Source organism: Streptomyces sp. NPDC004284, from assembly GCF_042874035.1.
Taxonomy (GTDB): domain Bacteria; phylum Actinomycetota; class Actinomycetes; order Streptomycetales; family Streptomycetaceae; genus Streptomyces.
In genome coordinates this window covers 1-26,591 of record NZ_JBIAMJ010000003.1, presented here as the reverse complement: position 1 = coordinate 26,591, position 26,591 = coordinate 1, and the positions used below count along the sequence as shown (strand labels likewise).

Below are 26,591 nucleotides of genomic sequence, written 5' to 3'. Positions count from 1 at the left end.
TGGTCAGCCGTGCTCAGCTGTGCGAACGGAGCAGCGTCCGCATCGTCCGCATGGCCACCGACAGGTTCGCCAGGTCGAAGGTGTCCGAGCCCTGGATCTCCTCCAGGGTCGTCCGCGCACGGCCCAGGATCGCCGCGTTCTTCTCCTCCCAGGCCTTGAACCGCTCCTCGGGGCTCGTCGTGCCGTTGCCGACCGTCAGGACGTCGGCGGTCAGCGCCGCGTGCGCCGCGAAGAGGTCCTCGCGGATCGAGGCGCGGGCCATCGACTGCCACCGGTCGCTGCGCGGCAGCTCGATGATCCGGTCCATCAGGTCCGTGATCCGCAGCCGGTCGGCCAGGTCGTAGTAGACCTCGGCGACCGCGAGCGGCTCCTTGCCCATCCGGTCCGCGATCGCGACGATGTCGAGCGTCGGGAAGGCGGAGGAGAAGCCGGCGACGCGGAGCGCGAGCTCCTCCGGCACGCCGACCCCGGTCAGCTCGTCCAGGATCGACTGGTACCACTCCAGGTCCGAGCCGCGCAGCAGCTGCGGCAGCTGCGCCCAGACCTCCTCGACGCGGTCGGCGAAGAACTCGATCGTCTCGGTGAGCTGGAGCGGCTGCGGCCGGTTGTTGAGCATCCAGCGGGTGCCGCGCTCGACGAGCCGGCGGGAGTGCAGCCGCATCTGGGTCTGGACGTCGGCCGGGACCTGGTTGTCGAGGGCCTCGACGGCGTCCCAGACCTGGCCCAGGCGGAAGACCATCCGGGCGGCGGTCTGCGCGCGGACGATCTCCTCGATGGACGCGCCGGTCTCCTCGCGGAGGCGGTGCAGGAAGGTCGAGCCACCGGTGTTGACGGTGTCGTTGACCAGGACCGTCGTGATGATCTCGCGGCGCAGGGCGTGGTTGTCGACGGCCTCGGTGAACTTCTCGCGCAGCAGCGTCGGGAAGTACGCGTGGAGCAGCCCGCGCAGGTACGGGTCGTCCGGCAGGTCCGTACCGATCAGCTCGTCGGCCACCGTGATCTTGGTGTACGCGAGGAGGACGGCGAGCTCGGGCTGGCTCAGGCCCTTGCCGCCGTTGAGGAGCTCGCGGATCTGCCGGTCGTTGGGCAGGAACTCCAGGGAGCGGTCGAGGGCCCCGTCGCGGCCCAGGCGGCGCATGAACCGCTGGTGGGCGTGGAGCAGGGACGGCGACTGGGCGACGGCGTTGGCCAGGGCGGTGTTCTGCGCGTAGTTGTTGCGCAGGACGAGCGCGCCGACCTCGTCCGTCATCTCGGCGAGGATCTTGTTGCGCTGCTTGACGGTCATGTCGCCCTCGGCGACGAGCCCGTTGAGCAGGATCTTGATGTTGACCTCGTGGTCGGAGGTGTCGACGCCGGCGCTGTTGTCGATGGCGTCGGTGTTGACCTTGCCGCCCTGGCCCTCGGGGCCGCCGCTGCGGGCGAACTCGATGCGGCCCAGCTGGGTCGCGCCGAGGTTGCCGCCCTCGCCGATGACCTGGGCGCGGACGTCCTGGCCGTCGACGCGGATGGCGTCGTTGGCCTTGTCGCCGACGTCGGCGTTGGACTCGGCCGAGGACTTCACGTACGTGCCGATGCCGCCGTTCCACAGCAGGTCGACGGGCGACTGGAGGATCGCCTTCATCAGCTCGGCCGGGGTCAGCTTGGTGACGCCGTCCTCGATGCCGAGGGCGGCCCGCATCTGCGCGTTGACCGGGATCGACTTGGCGCTGCGGGGGTGGATGCCACCGCCCGCGGACAGCAGCGAGCCGTCGTAGTCGGCCCAGGAGGAGCGGGGCAGGTCGAAGAGGCGGCGGCGCTCGGCGTAGGAGACGGCCGCGTCCGGGGTCGGGTCGATGAAGATGTGGCGGTGGTCGAAGGCGGCGACCAGACGGATGTGCTCGGAGAGCAGCATGCCGTTGCCGAAGACGTCGCCGGACATGTCGCCGACGCCGACGACGGTGAAGTCCTCGGTCTGGGTGTCGTGGCCCAGCTCGCGGAAGTGCCGCTTGACGGACTCCCAGGCGCCGCGGGCGGTGATGCCCATGCCCTTGTGGTCGTAGCCGGCGGAGCCGCCGGAGGCGAAGGCGTCGCCGAGCCAGAAGCCGTACGACTCCGCGACGCCGTTGGCGATGTCGGAGAAGGTCGCGGTGCCCTTGTCGGCGGCGACCACGAGGTACGTGTCGTCCTCGTCGTGGCGGACCACGTCGACCGGCGGCACGACCTCGCCCGCGACCAGGTTGTCGGTGATGTCGAGGAGCGCCGAGATGAAGGTCTTGTACGAGGCGATGCCCTCGGCCAGCCAGGCGTCGCGGTCCACGGACGGGTCCGGGAGCTGCTTGGCGACGAAGCCGCCCTTGGCGCCGACCGGCACGATGACGGTGTTCTTCACCATCTGCGCCTTGACCAGGCCGAGGATCTCCGTACGGAAGTCCTCACGGCGGTCGGACCAGCGCAGACCGCCTCGGGCGACCTTGCCGAAGCGCAGGTGGACGCCCTCGACGCGCGGGGAGTACACCCAGATCTCGAAGGCCGGGCGCGGGGCCGGCAGGTCCGGGATGGCCTGCGGGTCGAACTTCATCGACACGTAGGAGTGCGGCTCGCCGTCCGCCGACTTCTGGAAGAAGTTGGTCCGCAGCGTGGCCTTGATGACGGTGAGGAAGGACCGCAGGATCCGGTCCTCGTCCAGGCTCGCGACCTGGTCGAGGGCGGCGTCCAGCTCCTCCAGGAGCGCGTCGATCAGCTCGGTGCCGGCGCGCTGCCGCTCCGGGGCCATGCGGGCCTCGAAGAGGTTGACGAGCAGCCGGGTGGTGTGGACGTTGTCGCGGAGGGTGTCCTCCATGTAGTCCTGGCTGAACGTCGCCCCGGCCTGGCGCAGGTACTTGGCGTAGGCGCGCAGCACCATCGCCTCGCGCCAGTTGAGCCCGGCGGAGAGGACGAGCGAGTTGAAGTTGTCGTTCTCGGCCTGGCCGGTCCAGGTGGCGGCGAAGGCCTCCTGGAAGCGCTCGCGGGCGTCGTCGCCGATGTAGTCGCCGCCGTTCCCGGTGGCGGCCGGCATCCGCAGGCCGAAGTCGTAGATCCAGACGTGGGTGCGGTCGGCGCAGCGCAGCTCGTACGGACGCTCGTCGGTCACCTCGACGCCGAGCCGGTTGAGGACCGGCAGGACGGCCGAGAGGGAGATCGGGTCGCCCGTCTTGTAGATCTTGAAGCGGCGCTCGCCGACGCCGGAGGCGACGGGCTCGTACAGGGAGAGCGCGAAGTCCTTGCCGCTGTCGGCGAGGGCCTCCAGGTGGCACAGGTCGGCGACGGCGGCGCGCGGCGAGTGGTCGGCCTTGTAGCCCTCGGGGAAGGCGTTGCCGTAGCGGCGGAGCAGCTCGGCGGCGCGCTCCTCGCCCAGCTCGGCGTTGAGCGCCTCGCCGAAGCCGTCGGCCCAGGAGCGGGTGGCCTCGACGAGCCGGTTCTCGATGCGGTCGACGTCGGCGTCGGTGAGCTTCGCCAGCTCGGTGCCGGGCTTGACGCGGACGACGAAGTGCAGCCGGGAGAGGATCGACTCGGTGTTCCAGGCGGTGAAGTCGACGCTGGTGCCGTCGAGCTCCTCCTTCAGGATGTCGATGAGCCGCAGCCGGACGCGGGTCGTGTAGCGGTCGCGCGGCAGGTAGACGAGGGCCGAGTAGTAGCGGCCGTACTCGTCCTGGCGCAGGTAGAGCCGCAGCCGGCGCCGCTCCTGGAGGTACAGGACGCTGGTGACGATGGACTGCAGCTGGTCGACCGGGGTCTGGAAGAGCTCGTCGCGCGGGTAGGTCTCCAGGATCTGGAGCAGGTCGCGGCCGTCGTGGCTGTTCGGCGTGAAGCCGGCGCCGTCCAGGACCTCCTGGACCTTGCGCTTGATGACGGGGACCCGGCGGACGGACTCGGTGTAGGCGGCGGACGAGAAGAGGCCGAGGAAGCGGCGCTCGCCGATGACGTTGCCCTCGGCGTCGAACTTCTTCACGCCGACGTAGTCGAGGTACGAGGGGCGGTGCACGGTCGCCCGGCTGTTGGCCTTCGTCAGGATCAGCAGCTTGTGCTCGCGCGCCTTGGCGCGGGCGTCGGCGGGCAGCCGGCTGAAGGAGGGCGAGACGGGGTGGGCGTGGTGGCCCTCGTCGTCGGCGCCGTGCTGCGGGTCGGAGCGCAGGATGCCGAGGCCGGTGCCGGGCACGGCGGTCAGGGCGTCGCCGTTGACGAGCTCGTACTCGCGGTAGCCGAGGAAGGTGAAGTGGTCGTCGGCGAGCCAGCGCAGCAGCTCGCGGGCCTCCTCCACCTCGGTCGGACGCAGGTCGGAGGCGGTGGGCTCGGCCGGGAGGCCCTCGGCGATGCGCAGGGCGGCATCGCGCATCTTGTCCCAGTCCTCGACCGTCTCGCGGACGTCGGACAGGACGCGCAGCAGGTCGGCGGTGATCTGCTTGAGGTCGGCCTTGTCGGTCTCGCGGTCGATCTCGACGTGGATCCAGGACTCGTTGAGCACGTCGTGCGGCAGCTCGCCCTGGACCTGCGTCGACAGGACCTCGATGAGCTTTCCGGCGACGTCGCGGCGGACGAGGACCTGCGGGTGGATCACGACGTGGATGCCGCGGCCCTGACGGGACAGCTCGTTGGTGACCGAGTCGACGAGGAAGGGCATGTCGTCGGTGACGACCTCGACGACGGAGTGGCTGCTGGTCCAGCCGTTCTCCTCCACCGTCGGGGTGTGGACGCGCACGTTCGCGGTGCCCTGCGGGCGGTTCTCCGCGAGCCGGTAGTGAGAGAGCGCGGCGCCGAAGACGTCGACCGGGTCGCGGTCGGCGAGGTCCTCGGGCGCGGTGTGCAGGTAGTAGCGCTGGAGGTAGGCGAGCACGGTGTCCCGGTCCGGGCGCTCCCCCGCACCCTCCGGGCCCGTCGGAAGTCGCCCCCCGACCGGGCTGTGCTCAGCTACCCGGGCGGCCCTCTCGAGCAGCTCGGCCTTTGCTTCGTCCAGCTTGGTCTGCATGTCCTCTGACTCCTGTCGCGCGCCGTTGCGTGACGTCGGTGGAAGAAAGGGCACAACGCCACGACGCGGTGATTCCGGTCGAAGTCGACGTTATGCCCGGATGGGAGATGCCCGGGTCGTTATCGGCCACGGAAGGCGGCACACCCGGACGGAGACGATCGGCGAACGCACGGTCGGCCCGGCCGCTGTCGCGTGCCGGGCGGCAGCCGGGGGCTTCCCTGCCCCCCTGGCGTATCGCGCTGATCACGGCAAAAGCCTATCGCCCCCGACCCCCGAACCGTCATGAGCCGTATGCGTACAAAAGAGCGAGGGAAGTTTGACGATATGGACAGCGACACGTGTCGTCCTGGCAAACCACCCCGCCGGAGGGGGCCGGTGCGCAAGCATGGTCACAGCACGGCAGACCGACCATCTGTGATCTGGGAGAGTCATGGCGAAGATCCTGATCGTGACCGGGGACGCGGCGGAGTCGCTGGAGGTGATGTACCCCTATCAGCGGCTCCTGGAGGAGGGCTACGAGGTCGACATCGCGGCCCCGACCCGCAAGACGCTCCGCTTCGTCGTCCACGACTTCGAGCCGGGCTACGACACGTACACGGAGAAGCCGGGCTACACCTGGCCCGCCGACCTCGCCTTCTCCGAGGTCGACCCGGGGGCGTACCTGGCGGTGGTGATCCCCGGCGGCCGCGCGCCGGAGTACCTGCGCAACGACCCTGAGCTCCGCAAGATCCTCAAGGCCTTCTTCGACGCCGACAAGCCGGTGGCCCAGATCTGCCACGGCCCGCTCCTGACGGCGGCGATCGGCAGCCTCGAAGGCCGCCGCGTCACGGCCTATCCGGCCCTGGAGCTCGACATGCAGTCCGCCGGCGCGACCTTCCAGGACAGCGCCGCCGTCGTCGACGGCCTCCTCGTCTCCTCCCGCGCCTGGCCGGACCACCCCACCTGGATGCGCGAGTTCCTGAACGTCCTGCGCGCGAAGGGCTAGCTCCCGACGCGGTGACGGGCAGGCGCTCCGGTGGTCCGTTGCCACCCCGCCTGCCCACCACCTGCCGGACGCCGCCCGCGGGCGCGCCCTAGGCCAGCTCCTCCGCGACGGCCACGGCCTCTTCCAGGGAGTCCACCACGGGCACCCCCACCCGCTCCAGCGACGCCCGGCTGTGCGACCCGCCGGTGTACAGCACCGCCCGCGCGCCCACGTGCGCCGCCGCGATCGCGTCATCGGCGGCGTCGCCGATGACGACGACCCGCTCGGCCGAGACGGCGAGCGCGGCCAGGTGCCGCACCATGTGCCCGGACTTCCCGTCCGTCGACGCGTCCGCGCGCCCGTCCATGCGGACGAACCGCTCGGCGATCCCGTACCGCCGCACGAGCGGTATCAGGTCGGCGTGCGACGCGAGCGACAGCAGCGACTGCGTGAACCCGGACTCCTGCCGCGCGGCGAGCAGCTCCGCCGCCCCGGCGGTGAGCACGCACGACTCGGCCCGCTCCCAGTAGTGCCGGTGGAAGGCCCCGTCCATGACGGTCCACTCCTCGTCCGTGGGCAGCCGCCCCATGAGCCGCTCGTAGAACTTCGGCACCGGCACCGTGTACAGCTCGCGGTACTGCTCGAGCGTGATCGTTGCGAGCCCGAGCTCGGTGAAGGCCGCGTTCGTCGCGCCGATCACCGCGCCGATGTCGTCGAGCAGTGTGCCGTTCCAGTCCCAGACCAGGTGTTTTCCGTGCTTCCCCATGGAAAGACGGTACCCGCCGGCTCAGCCGAGCAGGGAGGAGATCTCCTGCACGCCGAACCACAGCAGCTCGTGGTCCTCGGCCCCGTCCACCACGAACTGGGCGTCGTCGTCGCCCTGGTCCGCCGCGCCGAGCGCGTCCGCCGCCGCCGCGACGTCCGTCTCGGCGTCGTCCGCGTCGGCGTGCACGGCCGCGGCCTTGGCCAGCGGTACGGCTCCGGCGATGCGGACCTCGCCGATGGAGGCGACGGTGAGCCCGCCGTCGGGGTCGACGGTCGCGTCCTTGTCGGCCACGTCGACGGCGACGACGATCCGGCGCCGGGGCGCCTCGGGGTCGCCGGCGAGGAGCCGCAGGGAGGCGGACGCGGCCCGGTTGAGCGCCGCGTACTCCAGTTCCTCGATGTCGTCGGAGACGTACCACTCGCGCAGCGCGGGGGTGACGGCGTAGGCGGTCAGCGGGCCGGGGCCCAGCTCGCCCGCCTTGTGCGCCTGTGCGAGACCGGGGAGGGTCAGGGGGACGTAGACGCGCATGGCAGGCCGCTTTCGTAGACGGAGAGGCCCTCAGGATACGTGCGGAGTCCCCCTTCGGGGTGGCGGGCCGGACTCGCCGTCCGTCCACCGCGGAAGGCCGCCCGTCGAGCCGCCGGAGAACCGATTTCCGTCCGCGTCACCCTGATAGGTGATCCGTTTTCGGGAACCTCCCGCCGCGGCGAGCTCCTTGCGGGGCCTCCGAGTCCCCCCGTACAAGATCCCCCAAGGAAAGTTACCGACTGGTACCACCCGGTTACGCAACGACAGGGGTCCGCCATGAACGCCACGCTCACCACCACGCCCTCCCCGCTCCCCCGACCCCGTCCCCGCCCCCGCACGGCCCCGGGAGGCCCCGCCGGCACGCGCCCGCGGGGCTCCGCCGGAGCCCGGCCCCACGGCCCCGCCGGCACCCGCCCCCGTACGCCGGCCCAGGACGGCCGCACCCGCACGCTTCCCCCGCACACCGTCTTCGCCGAGCGCCTGCTCGCCGTGCTCAGCGGGGAGCGGCCCGTCCACTGGATGCTCGGCCACACCGTCGGCGAGGCGTACGAGCAGCTCGTCCGGCTCGCCCCGGAGACGCCCCTGCGTTCCTTCGGCCCCCGCCCGGTCCTGCGCGGCTGCGCGATCCAGGTGCACACCCCGCAATCAGCCGTCGAGGCCTTCGCGACCATCGCGACGGGCGCCCGCGTGCGGGCCATGGCGTTCCGTCTGGAGCGCGGCGAGGACCAGCGCTGGCGCTGCGCCGCCGTGGAGCTGGACGGCCTCGGCTCGGCCGCCCGCCACCCATGACGAAGGGGCCGGCCGCCCTCCCGGGCGACCGGCCCCTTCACGTCCTCAGAAGCTCAGGACGTCACTTCTTGCGGCGACGCCCGCCGCCCGCGTTCTTCTGCGCCTTGCGCCGCTCCGCGCGGGTCAGCCCGTCGCCGGAGTCGAGGTCGTCGGAGCCGAAGTCGCCCTCGACGACACCGCCGTCCCCGTCCACGGTCGGCGCGGAGAAGTGCAGCCGGTCCGGACGCTGCGGGGCGTCGAGCCCCTTGGCGCGGATCTCCGGCCGCCCGGCGGCCGCCGGAACGGCGTCCTCCTTGTCGAGCGACGGCGCGCTCGCCTGCACCGGGACCTCCTCGACCTGCTGCTCGACCTGGACCTCCAGGTTGAACAGGTAGCCGACGGACTCCTCCTTGATGCCCTCCATCATGGCGGTGAACATGTCGAAGCCCTCGCGCTGGTACTCGACCAGCGGGTCCTTCTGCGCCATGGCGCGCAGGCCGATGCCCTCCTGGAGGTAGTCCATCTCGTAGAGGTGCTCGCGCCACTTGCGGTCGAGCACGGAGAGGACCACGCGCCGCTCCAGCTCGCGCATGATGTCCGCGCCGAGCTGCTTCTCGCGCGTCTCGTACTGCTCGTGGATGTCGTCCTTGATGGACTCGGCGATGAACTCGGCGGTGATGCCCGCCCGGTCACCGGCCGCGTCCTCCAGCTCCTCCACGGTGACCTTCACCGGGTAGAGCTGCTTGAACGCGTTCCACAGGCGGTCGAGGTCCCACTCCTCCGCGAAGCCCTCGGCGGTCTCCTGGCGGATGTAGTCGTCGATCGTGTCGTCCATGAAGTGCTGCACCTGCTCGTGCAGGTCCTCGCCCTCCAGGACGCGGCGGCGCTCGCCGTAGATGACCTCGCGCTGCCGGTTGAGGACCTCGTCGTACTTCAGGACGTTCTTACGGGTCTCGAAGTTCTGGGTCTCGACCTGCGACTGGGCGGAGGCGATGGCACGGGTGACCATCTTGTTCTCGATCGGCACGTCGTCCGGCACGTTGGCCATGGCCATCACGCGCTCGACCATCTGCGCCTTGAACAGACGCATCAGGTCGTCGCCGAGCGAGAGGTAGAAGCGGGACTCGCCCGGGTCGCCCTGACGGCCGGAACGACCGCGCAGCTGGTTGTCGATGCGGCGCGACTCGTGGCGCTCGGTGCCGAGGACGTACAGACCGCCGAGGTCCTTGACCTCCTCGAACTCCGCCTTCACGGCCTTCTCGGCGCGCTCCAGGGCGCCGGGCAGGGCCGCGGCCCACTCCTCGACGTGCTCGACCGGGTCCAGGCCCGCCTGGCGCAGCTCGGCCTCGGCGAGGTCGTCCGGGTTGCCGCCGAGCTTGATGTCCGTACCGCGGCCGGCCATGTTCGTGGCGACGGTGACGGCGCCGCGGCGGCCGGCCTGGGCGACGATCGTGGCCTCGCGCTCGTGGTGCTTGGCGTTGAGGACCTCGTGCGGGATGCCGCGCTTGGCGAGCTGCTGCGAGAGGTACTCGGACTTCTCGACGGAGGTCGTGCCGACGAGGACCGGCTGGCCCTTCTCGTGCTTCTCCGCGATGTCGTCGACGACGGCGGCGAACTTGGCGACCTCGGTCCGGTAGATCAGGTCGGACTGGTCCTTGCGCTGCATCGGCCGGTTCGTCGGGATCGGGACGACGCCGAGCTTGTAGATCTGGTGGAACTCGGCGGCCTCGGTCATGGCCGTACCGGTCATGCCGGAGAGCTTGTCGTAGAGGCGGAAGAAGTTCTGGAGGGTGATCGTGGCGAGGGTCTGGTTCTCGTCCTTGATCGGCACCCCCTCCTTCGCCTCGATCGCCTGGTGCATGCCCTCGTTGTAGCGGCGGCCGGCGAGGATACGGCCGGTGTGCTCGTCGACGATCATGACTTCGCCGTCCATGACGACGTAGTCCTTGTCCTTCTTGAACAGTTCCTTCGCCTTGATGGCGTTGTTCAGGTAGCCGACGAGCGGGGTGTTCACCGACTCGTAGAGGTTGTCGATGCCCAGCCAGTCCTCGACCTTGGCGACGCCCGCCTCGTGGATGGCGACGGTGCGCTTCTTCTCGTCGACCTCGTAGTCGCCGGTCTCCTCGATGCCCTTGAGCGGGTTGCCGGGCTCGCCCTTGCTCAGCCGGGTGACGAGCTTGGCGAAGTCGCCGTACCACTTCGTCGCCTGGTCGGCCGGGCCGGAGATGATCAGCGGCGTACGGGCCTCGTCGACGAGGATGGAGTCGACCTCGTCGACACAGGCGTAGTTGTGGCCGCGCTGGACGAGCTCGTCCTGGGACCACGCCATGTTGTCGCGGAGGTAGTCGAAGCCGAACTCGTTGTTCGTGCCGTACGTGATGTCGCAGGCGTACTGCTCACGGCGCTGGGCCGGCGTCATGTTGGCCAGGATGCAGCCGACGGTCAGGCCGAGGAACTTGTGGACGCGGCCCATCATCTCGGAGTCGCGCTCGGCCAGGTAGTCGTTGACCGTGATCAGGTGCACGCCCTTGCCGGAGAGCGCGTTGAGGTACGCCGGGAGGGTGCCGACGAGGGTCTTGCCCTCACCGGTCTTCATCTCCGCGACGTGGCCGAGGTGCAGGGCGGCGCCGCCCATCAGCTGGACGTCGTAGTGGCGCTGGCCGAGGACACGCTTGGCGGCCTCGCGGACGGTCGCGAAGGCCTCCGGCATCAGGTCGTCGAGGCTCTCGCCGTCGGCGTACCGCTGCTTGTACTCCTCGGTGAGCGCCCGCAGGTCGGCGTCGGAGAGGTTGACGAAGTCCTCTTCGATGGAGTTGACCTGGTCCGCGATGCGGTGCAGTTTGCGCAGGATCTTGCCTTCGCCTGCACGCATGAGCTTGTTGAAGACGGACACTGAGGCTGGTCTCCTTGCCGGTCGGGCCTGGCACTGGGTCTTGTGATGGACGCGAGCGCGGGCACGGCAGGTGGTCCCCACCGCAACGGCCATCGTAAGCGAGACAGCCCTTGCGCAGGGAGGCCCGCAGTACCGGAGCCGTACGTCCGCCCGTATGGAGAACGCACGAGGTGGGCGGAAGGTGCCGCCCCATCCGAAAAGTGTTCGCTTCCGGTGCGCGTGGTCAGCACAATCCCGGCATGGATCCCATCATCCTCACCACCGACCGCCTGCGGCTGCGGAGCTTCGTCCCCGAGGACCTCGACAGGGTGCACGCCGTCTGCCAGGACCCCGACATCCGCCGCTGGACGACCGTCCCGGACCCCTACCGGCGTGAGGATGCCGAGTTCTTCGTGCACCGGCTGGTCCCGGACGGCTGGCGGGAGGACACCGAGTACACCTTCGCCGCCGAACCCGTGGAGGGCGGCCCGCTGCTCGCCGCCGCCAGTCTGATGAGCCGCGGCCCGGGCGTCTGGGAGATCGGCTACTGGATGGCGAAGGAGCATCGCGGCTCCGGCTACATGACGGAGATCGTCCGGGCGCTCGCCCACTGGGCCTTCACCGGGCTCGGCTGCACCCGCCTGATCTGGCGCGCCGAGGTCGGCAACGCCGGCTCGCGCACGGTGGCCGAGCGGGCCGGCTTCGTCGTCGAGGGCGTCCAGCGCGCCGGGCTCGCGAACAAGGGCACGCTCCGGGACGCCTGGGTCGGCGCCCTGCTCCCCTCCGACTTCGGCCTGCCGAGCCCCCTGCCGTACCTCCCGGCACCCCACTGAGGAGTGCCCTGTCAGTGCCGGGGCCTAGGGTGCGGTCCATGACGACTGCGCCGCGCCCCGCCGCCGAACTGTCCGCCGACGAAGCCCGCAGGATCGCCCTGCGTGCCCAGGGGTTCCTGGGCGCGCCGGACCGCAGGGCCGGGGTGCGCGGGGTCCTCCGGTCGCTCGGCCAGGTCCAGCTGGACACCATCTCCGTCCTGGCCCGCTCGCACGAGCTCATTCCGTACGCGCGCCTGGGGGCCGTGGGCCGCCCGGCGGTGGAGGAGGCGTACTGGACCGGGGCCCACGCCTTCGAGTACTGGTCGCACGCCGCCTGCGTCCTGCCCGTCGAGGAGTGGCCGCACTTCGCCTTCCGCCGGCGCGCCTACCGCGACCGCCCGCACTGGGGCCACGAGCTGTCGGCCGGGGCGTACGACAAGGTGATCGACCAGCTGCGGGACCAGGGCCCGCTGACGGCGACGGAGCTGGGCGGCGCGAAGAACAAGGGCGAGTGGTGGGACTGGTCGGACAGCAAGGTCGCCGTCGAGCGGGCCCTGATGTACGGCGAGGTCGTCGTGACGGAGCGGCGCGGCTGGAAGCGGGTGTACGACCTGGCCGAGCGGGCGATCCCGCAGGCGCTGCTCCATGACGACCTGGACGACACCGAGTGCGTGCGGCGCCTGGTGCGCCAGGCCGGCGAGGCGCTCGGCGTGGGCACGCGCGCGGACATCGCCGACTACCACCGGATCAAGGGCGAGCAGTTCGACGCGGTGGTGGAGGCCGCGGGCCTGGTGCCGGTGACGGTGGCGGGCTGGGGGAAGCCGGCCTGGGCGGACCCGGCGGCGCTGGCGACGGAGCCGCGCGGCCGGCACCGCACGACGCTGCTCTCGCCCTTCGACTCGCTGGTCTGGGAGCGGGCGCGCACGGAGCGGATCTTCGGCTTCACGCACCGCCTGGAGGCGTACGTGCCGAAGCAGAAGCGGGTCCACGGCTACTTCGCGATGCCGGTCCTCTCCGGAGGCCGCCTGGTGGGCCGGGTGGACCCGGCGCGGGAGGGCGCGACGCTGGTGGCCAAGCAGGTGTCGCTCGACGGCCCGAAGGCGGTGGAACCGATCGCGCGGGCCCTCGTCGAGGCGGCGACCTGGGTGGGCTGCACGGACGTGCGCCTGGAGCGCGTGGACCCGGAGGAACTGCGCGGACCGCTCACGGCGGCACTGACCCACAGCCACGACCGCCGCTGACGCCCCGGCCCGTCGGCCCACCGGCTCAGCGACTCACCGGCTCACCGGCTCACCGTATTTCGAGGATCTTCTCCCGCATCGCACTGCATCCCCCGGGGGACGACCCCCGGACCCCCGGCAGGGGCGTCAGCGGATTTCGAGGATCTTCTCCCGCATCGCGTACACCACGGCTTCCATCCGGGAGTGCAGCTGCAGCTTCTCCAGGATGTTCCGGACGTGGTTCTTCACCGTGTTCTCGGAGATGAACAGCTCCTTGGCGATGTCCCGGTTGTTCATCCCGGTCGCGACGAGCTTGAGGACCTCCAGCTCGCGGTCGGTCAGCCGGGGCGCGGGCACGAGCCGGCGCTCGTCGGTGCGCTGGATCATCGACTTGAACTCGGTGAGCAGCTTCGACGCCATCGACGGGCTGATCTGCGACTGCCCGTCCGCGACGGCGCGGATCGCGGTGGCGACCTCGTCGGTGGAGATCTCCTTGAGGAGGTAGCCGGTGGCCCCCGCCTTGATCGCTTCGTAGAGGTCGGCCTCCTCGTCGCTGATCGTCAGCATGATGATCTTCGCGCTGGGGGCCACCTCCTTGATGGAGGTGCACGCCTCGATGCCGCCGCGCCGGGGCATCCGTACGTCCATCAGGACGATGTCGGGCAGCAGGTCGGCGGCCTTGTCGACGGCCTCCGCGCCGTCACCGGCCTCGCCGACGACCTGGATGTCCTCCTCCTGGGCGAGGACGATCTCCAGTCCGCGGCGGAAGAGGGCGTGGTCGTCCACGACGAGGACCCGGATCGGCTCCTTGCGGAATGCGCCGCCGTCCGATTCCGATTCCGATCCCTCCGGGACCGCGGCACCGTGCTCGCGCCCGCTGAGCACCGGCCCGAAGCTGTCCGCCATCGTTCCTCCCCCTGAAGGCCGTGGCCTGAATTCGTTTCCGGTCCTCCAACCCGTACTCACTCAGCACCGGTTGGCGTGCACGCCATGATTTCATGCCCGGGCGGTGACGGGGTGATCCGCGGACGCACGGGGGTGCCCCTGGGGGCGCGCAGTGCGCTCCAGGGGCACCGAGAGGGACACCTCAGTTCGGAGGCGGTACGGGGGCGGCGGTCAGCCGCCGAGCGCACCGCCGGCGCCGCCGCCCTCGGCGAGCGGGTCGCTCTCCAGGTGGATGACGCCGTAGTCGTAGGCGTGTCGCCGGTAGACGACGCTCGGCTGCTTGGTTTCGTAGTCGACGAAGAGGTAGAAGTCGTGCCCGACCAGCTCCATCTCGTAGAGCGCCTGATCGAGCGTCATGGGTGCGGCCCGGTGGTTCTTCTCGCGGACCACGAGGGGGCCTTCGCCCTGGACCTCGATGGAACCCATCATCGTGGTGGGCACCTTGTCGGTCTCGTCGGCGGCCAGTTGGCCATCTCCGTTGAGCTGGGCGGCGCCGGGCACCACGTCCCCCACCTCCGCCGCGGACAGCCGGCCGTTGCCACGGCGGGTGTACCGCTTGTCGTGCTGCTTGCGCAGTCGCGCCTCGAGCTTGCCGTGGGCGAGGTCGAGCGCTGCGTACGGGTCGCCGGCCGCAGCTTCCGCCCGGATCACCGGGCCTCGGGAATGGACGGTGATCTCCACGCGGTCGGACCGGTCGGCCTGCCGCGGGTTGGTCTCCTTGGACACCTCGACGTCGAGGCTGATCACCTTGCCGTCGAGCTTCTGGATCTTCTCCAGGTTCAGCTTCTCGGCCACGTGCTTGCGGAACCGCTCGGGCACCTCGGTCTTGCGGCCCTTGACGACGATGTCCACGCAGAACTCCGTTCCCGGATCGCCCTGATCGGCTCCTTGGCCGCAGGGCATCTCCCTTTGCACCAGCTCCGGTGGTCACCGGAGCTCGGACTTGGCGACTCGCCCTCCTCCTCCCCAGTCGACAAGATCTCCACCCCATCGACAAGAGGTTAATTCGCCCTGAACTCCTGTCCTGTAGGCGCAACCATGTATTCGGCGAGGCGATGGCATTCGCCATTCCTCACAACCGAACATAGCCCCTTCGGACGGGTGTCGGCACCCGCTACCGCGACATACCTCCGTACGGGTGCTTTCACCTCTCACCACCTGCAACGATCGAAGTTTCCAGCGAGTTCCGGTTTATTTCGAACGAGGCGGGAGAGGATGCGATCACAGCCGCCGCCAGCTGTTCGATTTCGTGCTGCGTCGAACCGGCCGGTAAGCCGTGCGGTATTCCAGGAATGAACGGAAGGTGTACGGCTCCGAGGGCGCGCGCCGCCTCCGCGAGCGAGGCGCCCGTGGTCATCAGGTCGTCCACGAGAACCACCCGTCCCGCCGTCAGCAGCCGCGCACCGCCCGGCACGACCTCCAGCGCCCCGGCCAGGTTCGCGAGGCGTCCACGCGCCCCGAGGCCCGCCTGGTCGGCCACGTACCGCCGCTGCCGCAGCACGGGCACGACCCGCGCCGGCCTTCCCGCGCGCCGCAGCCGGGCCGCCGCGGCCAGCGCGATCCGCCGCGTCGGATCATGGCCACGCGCCCGTACGGACCGCCGCGAGGACGGCACCGGTACGAGGAGCAGCGGTCCGTCCGCGGGCCCCGCCCAGGGCCCGGCAGCGGCCGCCACGGCCCCGGCGAGGGCACCGCCCAGGGGCCCGGCGAGCGTGAGCGCCCCGCGTTCCTTGTGGGCGAGGAGCAGTTCCCGTACGGCGTCGGCATAGGGCGCGACGGCATGGACGGCGGGCAGCCCGGCGGGCTCGGGCGCGGGCCGCACCCTGCGCGGTCCCGTCCCGGCGAGCGCGTCCGCGCAGGCCGGGCACAACTCCGTCCGCGGTCTGCCGCAGCCCCCGCAGGCGACCGGCAGCACCAGCCCGGCGATCTCGCGCCACCACCCCCGCATGGCTCCACTGTGCGCCCCCGGACGCCTCCCGGCCACCCCTGTGGAAAACCCGCCGGCCCCCGAAGTACGTCAGGTACGCCGGCGCGCCGAGGCCCGATGGCGCCCCGGCGCCCGTCCGGCCCCGATCCACCGGACGGGCCTGGCCGGGGATCGACCGGCCCTAGCCGGGGTAGACCGGCGAGAAGCCCTTCTTGGCCATCGGCTGCCAGTTCGTCCCGGGTGGTGCCAGCCGGACGATGCCGTCGTCGCCGGAGTGGGCCACCACAGGCGACTTGTCCGTGTGCGGCGCGGCCACCGAGGTGACCCCGTTCAGACCGGGGAGCACCGAGGTCGTCGAGGTCGAGCCGTCGGTCTGGAGGTAGCGGATCTGCTGGACGCCGCCGGCCTCCTTGCCGACCACGACGAGCCGGCTCGGCCCCGCCCAGGAGACGGCCGTGACCGACTCCATCCGGGCAGCGGCGGACTGGAGGTCCAGGACGGAGACGACCGGTTCCCCGTCCGTCGTCTGCCGCTGGATCCGGCCGATCTGCAGGGTGGTGTGCTCGCCCCGCGTGACCACCAGGGCGATCCTCACCCCGTCGGCGGAGACCCGGAGGGACTCGATGCGGCTGTCGTCCCCCAGCCCTGGTGGCGTATGGACCTTGACGGGGTGACCGGTGCCGTCCGGGATCATCCACAGCTGGGGTGCGGCGGGGTCGCGGTCGGCGACCCACAGGTCGTCCCTGCCGTCCCAGCTGGGCGCGGACAGCCGGTCGTCGGGCCGGGCGGCCTTGCTGGTCAGGACCGGCGGCGGCGCGTCCTGTTCGGTGGTGATGGAGGAGACGAGCAGCTCGCGGCCGGCCTGCCCGACCCCGGCGGCCCGGGTCTCGCCCCGGTCGACGGCGACCGAGCGGAGCGGCACCGTGCCCTTGCCGAACGGCCCGGGCACCTCCAGCGGCTCACTGGCCTCCTTGCCGCCGACCAGGAGCGTCATCAGCTTGCCGTGCTCGTCGACGAAGTACGGGTGCTCCTCGCGGTCGGTGTCCCGCACCGCCGCGAACTCGGCCGCCTGCCCCCGGCCCAGTCGGCACAGCGACTGCTCCCTCGACCCGAGGAGCTCGACCTGCTCGACGTTGACGGAGGTCAGGTCGCGCAGCGTGAACAGCAACTGCGCCGCCATCCGCCGGCACGCCTCACCACTGGCCCGGTCCGCCTTGCCGTTGAGCGGCACCCGCAGCGTGGACTGGTCGTCCGTGGCCAGGGTGGTGACGCCGCTCTTCAGCTCCGTACCGGAGGGGAACTGCGAGTCGACGGCGGGCTTCAGCCAGTTCGTCGGGCCTTCGAGCAGCGCCCTGACCGTCTGCGTCACCGGATCCATCCGGGTGACGGGGTCCTGCCGCTGCCGGATGTAGACGGGATCCGCGACGACCCAGTCCTCCCCGGAGGCGAAGTAGTACTTGTTGACCGACCGGTAGTTGCGGAGGAAGTCGGCCTCACCGAGGATCAGCCCGGGCGGAAGGCTGTCGATGCGCCACTCCTTGCCCTTGCCGTTCGCCGCCGGCTGCTGCACGACGTGGATCGACTGCAGGTAGTCGGCGGGGCTGTTCGGCTGGTAGGCGTGGCGGGCGTCCACGGTCGCGATCTTCCGGCCGGAGAGCGGGAAGGCGCGCCCCTGGTTGTCGGGGTCGGCGTTGCGGTCGGCCTGCTCGCGGTTGGGGGCGGTGGAGAGCACGGTGATGCTCTGCTCCGGCTTCCAGTTCTGCGCGGCCTTCTTCGTGAGGTACTTGCGGGCGGTGGCGAAGCCGGGGTCGTCACTGGTCATGGCTTCGAGGAAGCCGTCGACGATCTCGTCCGGGTCCGCGTTCTCGCGGGGGGCGACGGCGTAGACCCGCACCTGCGAGTCGCCGGTGCCCGCTCCCTTCACCGCCGACACGTCCCCGCTGTCGGGCATCGTCGCGCATCCGGTGATCAGGATCCCGCCGCACGCGGCGAGGACCACCGCGCGTGTGCTCCGTCCCCGCCCCGCGTGCTCCGCTCGGGAGTCAGCGCCCACGTGTTCCGTCCTCCCGCTCCAGGTTCCCGTTCGCACCGGCCGTGCCCGCCCCGCCGTCGCCGTCCGTCGCCGCTCGCGCCACGACCCGGGCGCCGCTGCCGGGCAGCGCCGTCGGGTCGACGGTCGCCCGCGGGGGCGCGGGCAGCCTCGGCGGTACGGGGAGCGCCGGCCGGTCCCCGGCGGGCTGCGCCGGCACCGCCGCGAGGCGGGCGTTCTCCTGGGCGCGCCCGGCGGCGGCCTGCTCGCGGTTGCGGCGGGAGTCCTCGGGCTCCAGCGGGATCGGGGAGCCCCGCAGCGGCTCGTCCGCGGTGCGCGGCAGGGTGAGCCGGAACTGCGAACCGCCGCCGGGCTCGCCCCAGGCCTGGAGCCAGCCGCCGTGCAGCCGCGCGTCCTCGACGGCGATGGACAGGCCGAGGCCGGTACCGCCGGTCGTACGCGCGCGTGCCGGGTCGGCGCGCCAGAAGCGGTTGAAGACCCGGGTGGCCTCGCCCGGCTTGAGTCCGACGCCGTAGTCGCGGACGGCGACGGCGACGGCCCCGCCTGCGGCGGCGAGCTTCACGACGACGTCCCGGCCCTCGCCGTGCTCGACGGCGTTGACGACGAGGTTGCGCAGCACCCGCTCGACCCGGCGGGCGTCCGCCTCGGCCACCACGGGCTGCTGGTCGCCGACGACCACGATCCGGGTGCCCTTGCGCTCGGCGAGGGGTTCGGCGCCGCCGATGACCCGGCGCACGACCTGGCGCAGGTCTATCGGCTCGGCCTCCAGGGCGGCCGCGCCCGCGTCGAAGCGGCTGATCTCCAGGAGGTCGGAGAGCAGCGACTCGAAACGGTCGAGCTGGTCGCCGAGGAGCTCGGCGGAGCGGGCGGTGATCGGGTCGAAGTCGACGCGGGCCTCGTGGATGACGTCGGCGGCCATCCGGACCGTGGTCAGCGGGGTGCGCAGCTCGTGCGAGACGTCGGAGACGAACCGCCGCTGCAGCCGCGACAGCTCCTCCAGCTGCTGGATCTTCAGCTGGAGGTTGGAGGCCATCTTGTTGAAGGCCTCGCCGAGCCGGGCGATGTCGTCCTCGCCGGTGACCTTCATCCGTTCCTGGAGGCGGCCCGCGGAGAGCCGCTCGGCGATCCCGGCGGCCATCCGCACGGGCGTGACGACCTGGCGCACCATGAGCCAGGCGATGGCGCCGAGCAGGACGACGACGAAGAGCCCGGCGGTCGCCAGGGTGCCCTTGACCAGGGTGAGGGAGTCCTCCTCCTGGGTCAGCGGGAAGAGGTAGTACAGCTCGTACTGGTCGCCGTCGGCGTCGTTCAGCCGCTTGCCGATCACCAGGCCCGGCTCGGACGCCTTGCCGCTGGTGTAGTGGATGCGCGTGAACTTCTGGAGGGTGCCCGTCCCCTGGGCGACCCAGTGCCGCAGGTCCGCGGGGATGCTCGTGGTCGGGTCGACCTCGCCGGAGGCGCGGGCGCCGCGGCTCGCGGTGTCCCCGGTGTCGAGGGAGAGCGCGACCACGTTGAAGGCGCTCTGGCCGCCGCTGGCGAGCTGCTCGACCAGCGTGGAGCGCCAGTTCACGGAGGCGCCGGTGCGTCCGCCGTCCTGCTGTCCGGGCGCCGAGGGGGTGGTCGCCGCCCGGTCCTGGGCGGCGGAGAACCCCCCGGCGGCCTGGCTCTGGGCGGCCTTCTCCTTGGCCTCGAGCAGGCCGTTGCGGACCTGCCCGATGACGACGATGCCGAGCAGCAGCACCACTCCGAGGGACATGAGCAGGGTGCCCGCGACGATCCTCAGCTGGATGTTCCGCCGCCACAGCCGCACGGTGGGCAGCAGCGGCCGGCGGACCCAGCGCGCGAAGAGCCGCAGGACCGCTCTGCTGCGGAGCAGACGGCCGAATCGCGAGCCCCCCCGCCCCGGTCCGGCAGTCCGCCCCGTACGGACTCCCGGATCCCCGGGCTTCGGAGCAGCACCGCCTCCACTCATGTCAGCTCGGTCCCGCCTTGTAACCGACACCGCGGACGGTCACCACGATCTCCGGGCGCTCGGGGTCCTTCTCGACCTTCGAGCGCAGTCGCTGGACGTGCACGTTCACCAGCCGGGTGTCGGCCGCGTGCCGGTAGCCCCAGACCTGCTCGAGCAGGACCTCGCGGGTGAAGACCTGCCACGGCTTGCGCGCCAGCGCGACGAGCAGGTCGAACTCCAGCGGGGTCAGCGCGATGGACTGGCCCTCGCGCTTCACGGAGTGCCCGGCCACGTCGATGACCAGGTCGCCGATCGTGAGCTGCTCGGGAGCCGGCTCCTCGGTCCTCCGCAGCCGCGCCCGGATACGGGCGACGAGCTCCTTCGGCTTGAACGGCTTCACGATGTAGTCGTCGGCGCCGGACTCCAGACCCACGACCACGTCGACGGTGTCGCTCTTGGCCGTGAGCATGACGATGGGCACACCGGACTCGGCCCGGATGAGCCGGCACACCTCGATGCCGTCCCTCCCGGGCAGCATCAGGTCCAGCAGCACCAGGTCGGGCTTGGCCTCTCTGAAGGCGGCCAGCGCCTTGTCTCCGTCCGCGACGAACGACGGCTCGAACCCTTCACCCCGCAGCACGATGCCGAGCATCTCGGCCAGTGCGGTGTCGTCGTCGACGACAAGAACGCGTCCCTTCATATCGACATCATCCCATTAGCCAATCGTTACCTGCCGTGACCTGTCCCACAGCCCCTCCCCCTGCCCGGGCCGCGCTCCCGAGGAGAACGGCCCGCTCGGCCCGGCGGCGCACGGTTTCGCGCGACCTGCTCGGGCATCCGCACAGTGTGCCGCCTGCCGCTCGCACATTGAAGGTCCGGACAAAGGTACGAAGGAGATCCGGGCTCAGGCCCACGGGCGGGCCCCGCGTGGCACGATGGCACCCGGCCCGCCGCCGTGTCAGGTGTCGGCCGCCGTGACCGAGCCGGTTCGCCGATCCGGCACCGCGACCATTCATCCGAGGTGGACGACCGTGAACGACACTCCGGGCTGGACCTCGCCCGGATCCGCCCCCTCCGACGGCCAGGACGGCTCGGGGGTCCCCGCGTCCCCGGCCCCGGCCGACGCGAACGGCTCCGCCGCCCAGTGGTCCAAGGACCAGCCGCCCGCCGGCCAGTGGTCCCCGCCCACCGACCGGACGCCGCCCCCCGGCCCCGGCCAGAACTGGGGACCCCCGCCGCCGAACGTCAGCTGGGGCAGGCCTCCGGCCGCCCAGCCCGGAGTCATCCCGCTGCGCCCGATGGGCATGGGCGAGATCCTCGACGGCGCGGTGAAGACCCTCCGCGCCTACTGGCGCACGGTCCTCGCCATCTCGGTCACGGTCGCGGTGATCTCCCAGATCGGCAACATCCTGGCCCAGCGGTACCTCGTGCCGACGACCCCGGAGATCCACCCGGACGCCACTCCCGCCGAGCAGCTGGAACAGACCCTCGACTCGCTCCAGTCCTCCTTCATCGGCCTGGGCCCGGCCCTCCTCGTGACGATCATGGCCTCGCTCGTGAGCGCCGCCCTGCTGACCGTCGTCATCAGCCGCGCGGTCCTCGGCCGCCCGGTCTCGCTGGGCTCCGCCTGGCAGGAGGCCCGCCCGCGCCTGCTCAAGCTGCTCGGCCTCACCCTGCTGATCACGGCGGGGGCCGTCGCCGTCGTGACCGTCGGTCTGCTCCCCGGGCTCCTGATCGGCGGCGGCGCGGGCGTGGCCCTCACCCTGATCGGTAGTCTCGGCGCCCTCGTGGCGGTCGTCTGGCTGCTGATCCGCTTCAGCCTCTCGTCCCCCGCCCTGATGCTGGAGCGCCAGGGCGTCGTCCAGTCGCTGAAGCGCTCGGCGAAGCTGGTGCGGGGCTCGTGGTGGCGGATCTTCGGCATCACCGTCCTGACCCAGCTGCTGCTCTCCCTCTTCGCCATGATCATCGAGATCCCGTTCATGATCATCGGCTTCGTGGTCGACAGCGACGGCTTCTCCGGCCTGCTCGCCGGCACGTCCACCACCTTCGGCTGGCCGTTCCTGATCGTCACGGGCATCGGCGGAGTGATCACCAGCGCGATCACCTACCCGATCTCGGCCGGCGTGATCGTCCTCCTCTACGTGGACCAGCGCATCCGCCGCGAAGCCCTGGACCTCGAACTGGCCCGGGCCGCGGGCCTCCCCGGCTACGGCCCCACCCCGGGCACCGACGCCGTCGGCGGCTGATGCGGTGACGGTCACGGGGGGAACGGTCGCGGCACTCGCACGACTGCGCGCCGACGGCGACGTACCGGTGGACATCTCCCGCGTCCCCGCCCGCGAGGCGGCGGAGCGGGAGCTGTCCGATCCGAGGTACCACGAGAACGACCCGAACCTCCTCCAGCGCGGCCTCGACCGCTTCTGGGAGTGGCTCGGCGACCTCTTCGGCACCGCGTCGGGGGCCACCCCGGGCGGCGTCCTCGGCCTCGTCGTCATCGCCCTGGTCGTGGCCGCTCTCGCCGCCGCCCTCTGGTGGCGCCTCGGCACCCCGCACCGGTCGCCCGGCACCACCGGCGACTCCCTCTTCGCGGACGGCCCCCGCACCGCCCGCGACCACCGCACGGCCGCCGCCCGCCACGCCTCCGCCGGCCGCTGGAACGAGGCCGTCCAGGAACGGATGCGGGCCATCGTCCGCTCCCTCGAAGAGCGCACCCTCCTCGAACCCCGCCCCGGCCGCACCGCCGACGAGGCCGCCGCCGAAGCCGGCCGCTCCCTCCCCTCCCACGCGGACGCCCTGCGCCTCGCGGCCCGCACCTTCGACGACGTCACATACGGCGGCCGCACCGCCGACGAACCGGCGTACCGCCGCGTAGAGGACCTGGACACCGCTCTGGAGCGGACCCGCCCCACCCTCGACACCGCCTCCACGGGGACGCCCGCATGAGCCGCCCGGCCACCGGCACCACCTCGACCGCCCCCACCGCCCGCCAGGTGTGGACCCGCACCCGCGGCGCGGCCCTCGTCCTCGCCCTGGTCCTGATCGGCGGCCTCGTCCTCGCGACGGTCCGGTCCACCGACGCCCACGGCGCCCTCGACCCGCGCTCCGCCGACCCGCACGGCAGCCGCGCCGTCGCCGAACTCCTCAAGGCCCGCGGCGTCACCGTCACCCTCGCCACCACCCTCGCCGAGGCCACCACGGCCACGGACACCGGAACCACCCTCCTGGTCACCACCCCCGACCTGCTGACGGACACCCAGCAGGCCACACTCCGCACGGCCATGGAGAACTCCACCGGCCGCACGGTCCTCATCGGCGCCGGCCACGCCTCCCTCTCCACCCTGGCCCCGGGAGTCACCAGCGCCCCGAGCATCCCCGTGAGGGAACGTGCCCCCTCCTGCACCCTGGAGGCCGCCACCCGAGCCGGCAGCGCCGACCTCGGCGGCGAACGCTACGAGACCTCCCCCGGCACCACCGCCGAAGCCTGCTACCGCGCCGACGGCCTCCCGACCCTGCTCCTCCTCCCCGGCACCGGCGCGGGAACCGGCACGACGGACACCGTCCTCCTCGGCTCGCCGGACATCCTCTACAACTCCCGCCTCGACCAACGGGGCAACGCCTCGCTGGCCCTGCAACTCCTCGGCTCCCAGCCCCATCTCGTCTGGTACCTCCCCTCCCTCTCCGACACCTCGGGCACCGCCGACACCCCCGCCGACGACACCACGGGCAACTTCCTCGCCCTCATCCCCTCCGGCTGGCTGTGGGGCACCCTCCAACTCGCCCTCGCAGCCGTGCTCGCCGCCCTCTGGCGCGGCCGCCGCCTCGGCCCCCTGATCACCGAGCGCCTCCCCGTCGCCCTCCGCGCCTCCGAGGCCACCGAGGGCCGCGCCCGCCTGTACCGCAAGGCGAACGCCCGCGACCGCGCCGCCTCCGTCCTGCGCACCGCGACCCGCACCCGGATCGCCCCGCTGCTCGGCGTCCCCGTCCAGGAAGCCCACTCCCCCGACCGCCTCCTCCCCGCGCTCTCCGCACGTCTCCCCGAGACCACCGCGGACCCCAGAGACCTCCTCTTCGGCCCGGCTCCCGCCGACGACGCCACCCTCATCCGCCTGGCGGACCAACTCGACGCCCTCGAAAGAGAGGTACGCACCTCATGAGCGCCCCGACCCCCGAGACCATCACGGAATCGGACAGCGCCCGCGCCTCCCTGGAGGCCCTGCGCACCGAGATCGCGAAGGCCGTGGTCGGCCAGGACCCCGCCGTCACCGGTCTCGTCGTCGCCCTGCTCTGCCGGGGCCACGTCCTCCTCGAAGGCGTCCCCGGAGTCGCCAAGACCCTCCTGGTCCGCTCACTGGCCGCCGCCCTCGAACTCGACACCAAGCGCGTCCAGTTCACCCCCGACCTGATGCCGAGCGACGTCACCGGCTCCCTGGTCTACGACACCCGGACCTCCGAGTTCTCCTTCCAGCCCGGCCCGGTCTTCACCAACCTGCTGCTCGCCGACGAGATCAACCGCACGCCCCCGAAGACCCAGTCCTCCCTCCTGGAGGCGATGGAAGAGCGCCAGGTCACGGTCGACGGAGTCCCGCGTCTCCTCCCGGAGCCGTTCCTTGTCGCCGCGACCCAGAACCCCGTCGAGTACGAGGGCACCTACCCGCTCCCCGAAGCCCAACTGGACCGGTTCCTCCTCAAGCTGACGGTCCCTCTGCCCTCACGCGCCGACGAGATCCATGTCCTCACCCGTCACGCCGAGGGCTTCGACCCCCGCGACCTGAAGGCCGCCGGCGTCCGCCCCGTCGCGGGCCCCGCCGAGCTCGAAGCGGCCCGGGCCGCCGTCGCCAAGGTCTCGGTCTCCGCCGAGATCGCCGGCTATGTCGTCGATATCTGTCGTGCCACGCGTGAATCCCCCTCGCTCACGCTCGGGGTCTCCCCCCGAGGCGCCACCGCCCTGCTCTCCACCGCCCGCGCCTGGGCCTGGCTCACCGGCCGGGACTACGTCACCCCGGACGATGTGAAGGCCCTCGCGCTCCCCACCCTGCGTCATCGCATCCACCTGCGGCCCGAGGCCGAGATGGAGGGGGTCACCCCCGACTCCGTCATCAACTCGATCCTCGCCCACGTCCCCGTACCCCGCTGAGAACGGCGCCCCATGGCCCTCACCGGACGAACCGCGCTGCTCGCCGCCCTCGGATCGCTCCCCGTCGGCATCCTCGCCCCCAGCTGGGCGGGGATGCTGGCGGTGAACGCGCCCCTCTCCCTCGCAATTCTGTGCGACTACGCCATGGCGGCACCAGTACGAACGCTCCAATTCACCCGAAGTGGTGATACATCCGTTCGACTCGGTGACGCGGCGGAGGTCCAGCTCACCGTCACGAACCCGTCCCGCCGCCGTCTGCGCGCCCAGCTCCGCGACGCCTGGCCGCCCAGCAGCTGGCTCCCCGGCACCGAGCAGGACTCCTCGCGCCACCGGCTGACCGTCCCCGCCGGCGAGCGCCGCCGCCTGACCACGCGCCTGCGTCCGACCCGACGCGGCGACCGCAGCGCCGCGCGGATCACGGTCCGCTCGTTCGGTCCCCTCGGCCTCGCGGCCCGCCAGGGCCACCACGAGGTCCCCTGGACCGTCCGTGTCCTGCCGCCCTTCACCAGCCGCAAGCACCTGCCGTCGCGCCTGGCCCGGCTCCGCGAGCTCGACGGCCGCACCAGCGTGCTCACCCGCGGCGAGGGCACGGAGTTCGACAGCCTCCGCGAGTACGTACCCGGCGACGACACCCGCTCGATCGACTGGCGGGCCACGGCCCGCCAGAGCACCGTCGCGGTCCGCACCTGGCGCCCCGAGCGCGACCGCCACATCCTGATCGTCCTCGACACCGGCCGCACCTCGGCCGGCCGCGTCGGCGACGTGCCCCGCCTGGACGCCTCCATGGACGCGGCTCTCCTCCTCACCGCGCTCGCCTCCCGCGCCGGCGACCGCGTGGACCTCCTGGCCTACGACCGCCGCCTCCGCGCACAGGTCCAGGGCCGTTCCGCCGGCGACGTCCTGCCGGCCGTGGTCAACGCCCTCGCCCCACTGGAACCCGAGCTGGTGGAGACCGACGCCCGCGGCCTGGCCGCGACCGCTCTCGCCCGCGCTCCCCGCCGCTCGCTGATCGTCCTCCTGACCGGCCTCGACGCCGCCCCGATCGAGGAGGGCCTCCTCCCGGTCCTCCCGCAGCTCGCCCAGCGCCACACGGTCCTGGTGGCCTCCGTGGCCGATCCCCACGTCGCCCGCATGGCCACGGCCCGCGGCACGATCGAGGGCGTCTACGAGGCAGCCGCCGCCACCCAGACCCAGTCCCAGCGCGCCCGCACCGCGGACCAGCTCCAGCGCCACGGCGTCACGGTCGTCGACGCCACCCCCGACACCCTCGCCCCCGCCCTGGCGGACGCCTACCTCGCCCTGAAAGCAGCCGGCCGCCTCTGAGCACCGGCGGACCCCTCCGAACGAAAGGGGATCCGTACCGTAAACGCAGAAAAGCCCCGCACCAGAAGGTGCGGGGCTTTCCCACAATGATTGTTCGGCGGCGTCCTACTCTCCCACAGGGTCCCCCCTGCAGTACCATCGGCGCTGAAAGGCTTAGCTTCCGGGTTCGGAATGTAACCGGGCGTTTCCCTAACGCTATGACCACCGAAACTCTATGAAGTTACGAACCGCCGCACCACCCGACAAGGGGGGGCGTGTTCGTTGCTTCAGAACTAACACAGTGGACGCGAGCAACTGAGGACAAGCCCTCGGCCTATTAGTACCGGTCAGCTCCACCCCTTACGGGGCTT

19 protein-coding genes and 1 rRNA gene are annotated in these 26,591 nt (G+C 71.7%); 9 read left to right on the top strand and 11 right to left on the bottom strand.

Annotated elements, in window-relative coordinates:
- Positions 1–13: 13 nt before the first annotated feature.
- Positions 14–4,981 (bottom strand): NAD-glutamate dehydrogenase, encoded by a 4,968-nt coding sequence (locus tag ACFYUS_RS09740; protein WP_388847838.1) that lies wholly within the window; start codon positions 4,979–4,981, stop codon positions 14–16.
- 430 nt (positions 4,982–5,411) lie between these two features.
- On the opposite strand from ACFYUS_RS09740, the gene ACFYUS_RS09735 reads away from it, so the two are divergent.
- Positions 5,412–5,966 (top strand): DJ-1/PfpI family protein, encoded by a 555-nt coding sequence (locus tag ACFYUS_RS09735; protein WP_388847836.1) that lies wholly within the window; start codon positions 5,412–5,414, stop codon positions 5,964–5,966.
- A gap of 88 nt (positions 5,967–6,054) precedes the next feature.
- Here ACFYUS_RS09735 and ACFYUS_RS09730 read toward each other — a convergent pair whose 3' ends face one another.
- Positions 6,055–6,711 (bottom strand): HAD family hydrolase, encoded by a 657-nt coding sequence (locus ACFYUS_RS09730; RefSeq protein WP_388847834.1) that lies wholly within the window; start codon positions 6,709–6,711, stop codon positions 6,055–6,057.
- A gap of 21 nt (positions 6,712–6,732) precedes the next feature.
- Complete coding sequence (locus ACFYUS_RS09725; RefSeq protein WP_388847832.1) at positions 6,733–7,239, bottom strand: DUF6912 family protein; 507 nt, start codon at positions 7,237–7,239, stop codon at positions 6,733–6,735.
- 276 nt (positions 7,240–7,515) lie between these two features.
- Between ACFYUS_RS09725 and ACFYUS_RS09720 the strand changes: the two genes are divergently transcribed.
- Positions 7,516–8,028: an Rv3235 family protein gene (locus ACFYUS_RS09720; protein ID WP_388847830.1), complete on the top strand. Its 513-nt coding sequence runs from the start codon at positions 7,516–7,518 to the stop codon at positions 8,026–8,028.
- 61 nt (positions 8,029–8,089) lie between these two features.
- On the opposite strand, the gene secA is transcribed toward ACFYUS_RS09720, so the two are convergent.
- Entirely contained in the window at positions 8,090–10,900 is a 2,811-nt protein-coding gene (gene secA, locus ACFYUS_RS09715) for a preprotein translocase subunit SecA (RefSeq protein ID WP_388847828.1), read from the bottom strand.
- A 239-nt stretch (positions 10,901–11,139) separates the two neighbouring features.
- Between secA and ACFYUS_RS09710 the strand changes: the two genes are divergently transcribed.
- Entirely contained in the window at positions 11,140–11,712 is a 573-nt protein-coding gene (locus tag ACFYUS_RS09710) for a GNAT family N-acetyltransferase (protein ID WP_388847826.1), read from the top strand.
- A 38-nt stretch (positions 11,713–11,750) separates the two neighbouring features.
- Positions 11,751–12,932, top strand: a complete 1,182-nt coding sequence (locus ACFYUS_RS09705; protein ID WP_388847824.1) for a winged helix-turn-helix domain-containing protein — start codon at positions 11,751–11,753, stop codon at positions 12,930–12,932.
- A gap of 126 nt (positions 12,933–13,058) precedes the next feature.
- Here ACFYUS_RS09705 and ACFYUS_RS09700 read toward each other — a convergent pair whose 3' ends face one another.
- The 6 genes from ACFYUS_RS09700 to mtrA all read right to left on the bottom strand — a co-directional run bounded on the left by ACFYUS_RS09700 (position 13,059) and on the right by mtrA (position 20,484).
- Positions 13,059–13,817, bottom strand: a complete 759-nt coding sequence (locus ACFYUS_RS09700; RefSeq protein ID WP_388847822.1) for a response regulator — start codon at positions 13,815–13,817, stop codon at positions 13,059–13,061.
- A gap of 210 nt (positions 13,818–14,027) precedes the next feature.
- Positions 14,028–14,708 carry a ribosome hibernation-promoting factor, HPF/YfiA family gene (gene hpf / locus ACFYUS_RS09695; protein WP_388847820.1) on the bottom strand — a complete coding sequence of 227 codons (681 nt, stop codon included), beginning with the start codon at positions 14,706–14,708 and terminating at the stop codon, positions 14,028–14,030.
- Positions 14,709–15,000: 292 nt separating this feature from the next.
- Positions 15,001–15,804: a ComF family protein gene (locus ACFYUS_RS09690; protein WP_388847818.1), complete on the bottom strand. Its 804-nt coding sequence runs from the start codon at positions 15,802–15,804 to the stop codon at positions 15,001–15,003.
- Between the two features lie 160 nt (positions 15,805–15,964).
- Positions 15,965–17,836, bottom strand: a complete 1,872-nt coding sequence (locus ACFYUS_RS09685; RefSeq protein WP_388847816.1) for an LpqB family beta-propeller domain-containing protein — start codon at positions 17,834–17,836, stop codon at positions 15,965–15,967.
- Positions 17,826–19,805 carry an MtrAB system histidine kinase MtrB gene (gene mtrB, locus ACFYUS_RS09680; protein ID WP_388847814.1) on the bottom strand — a complete coding sequence of 660 codons (1,980 nt, stop codon included), beginning with the start codon at positions 19,803–19,805 and terminating at the stop codon, positions 17,826–17,828. The genes ACFYUS_RS09685 and mtrB overlap by 11 nt, the downstream gene beginning before the upstream one ends.
- A gap of 1 nt (position 19,806) precedes the next feature.
- Entirely contained in the window at positions 19,807–20,484 is a 678-nt protein-coding gene (gene mtrA, locus ACFYUS_RS09675) for a two-component system response regulator MtrA (RefSeq protein ID WP_388847811.1), read from the bottom strand.
- A gap of 331 nt (positions 20,485–20,815) precedes the next feature.
- On the opposite strand from mtrA, the gene ACFYUS_RS09670 reads away from it, so the two are divergent.
- Genes ACFYUS_RS09670 through ACFYUS_RS09650 form a run of 5 tightly spaced genes read left to right on the top strand, consistent with a single transcriptional unit; the run spans position 20,816 to position 26,241 of the window.
- Positions 20,816–22,030: a glycerophosphoryl diester phosphodiesterase membrane domain-containing protein gene (locus tag ACFYUS_RS09670; protein ID WP_388847809.1), complete on the top strand. Its 1,215-nt coding sequence runs from the start codon at positions 20,816–20,818 to the stop codon at positions 22,028–22,030.
- Positions 22,031–22,034: 4 nt separating this feature from the next.
- Positions 22,035–22,727, top strand: a complete 693-nt coding sequence (locus tag ACFYUS_RS09665) for a DUF4129 domain-containing protein (protein WP_388847807.1) — start codon at positions 22,035–22,037, stop codon at positions 22,725–22,727.
- Positions 22,724–23,938 (top strand): DUF4350 domain-containing protein, encoded by a 1,215-nt coding sequence (locus ACFYUS_RS09660; RefSeq protein ID WP_388847805.1) that lies wholly within the window; start codon positions 22,724–22,726, stop codon positions 23,936–23,938. The genes ACFYUS_RS09665 and ACFYUS_RS09660 overlap by 4 nt, the downstream gene beginning before the upstream one ends.
- Positions 23,935–24,918 carry an AAA family ATPase gene (locus tag ACFYUS_RS09655; protein ID WP_388847803.1) on the top strand — a complete coding sequence of 328 codons (984 nt, stop codon included), beginning with the start codon at positions 23,935–23,937 and terminating at the stop codon, positions 24,916–24,918. The genes ACFYUS_RS09660 and ACFYUS_RS09655 overlap by 4 nt, the downstream gene beginning before the upstream one ends.
- Positions 24,919–24,930: 12 nt before the next feature.
- Positions 24,931–26,241 (top strand): DUF58 domain-containing protein, encoded by a 1,311-nt coding sequence (locus ACFYUS_RS09650; protein WP_388847801.1) that lies wholly within the window; start codon positions 24,931–24,933, stop codon positions 26,239–26,241.
- A 92-nt stretch (positions 26,242–26,333) separates the two neighbouring features.
- Here the strand turns inward: ACFYUS_RS09650 and rrf are convergent.
- A 5S ribosomal RNA gene (gene rrf, locus ACFYUS_RS09645) occupies positions 26,334–26,450 on the bottom strand.
- Between the last annotated feature and the right edge of the window lie 141 nt (positions 26,451–26,591).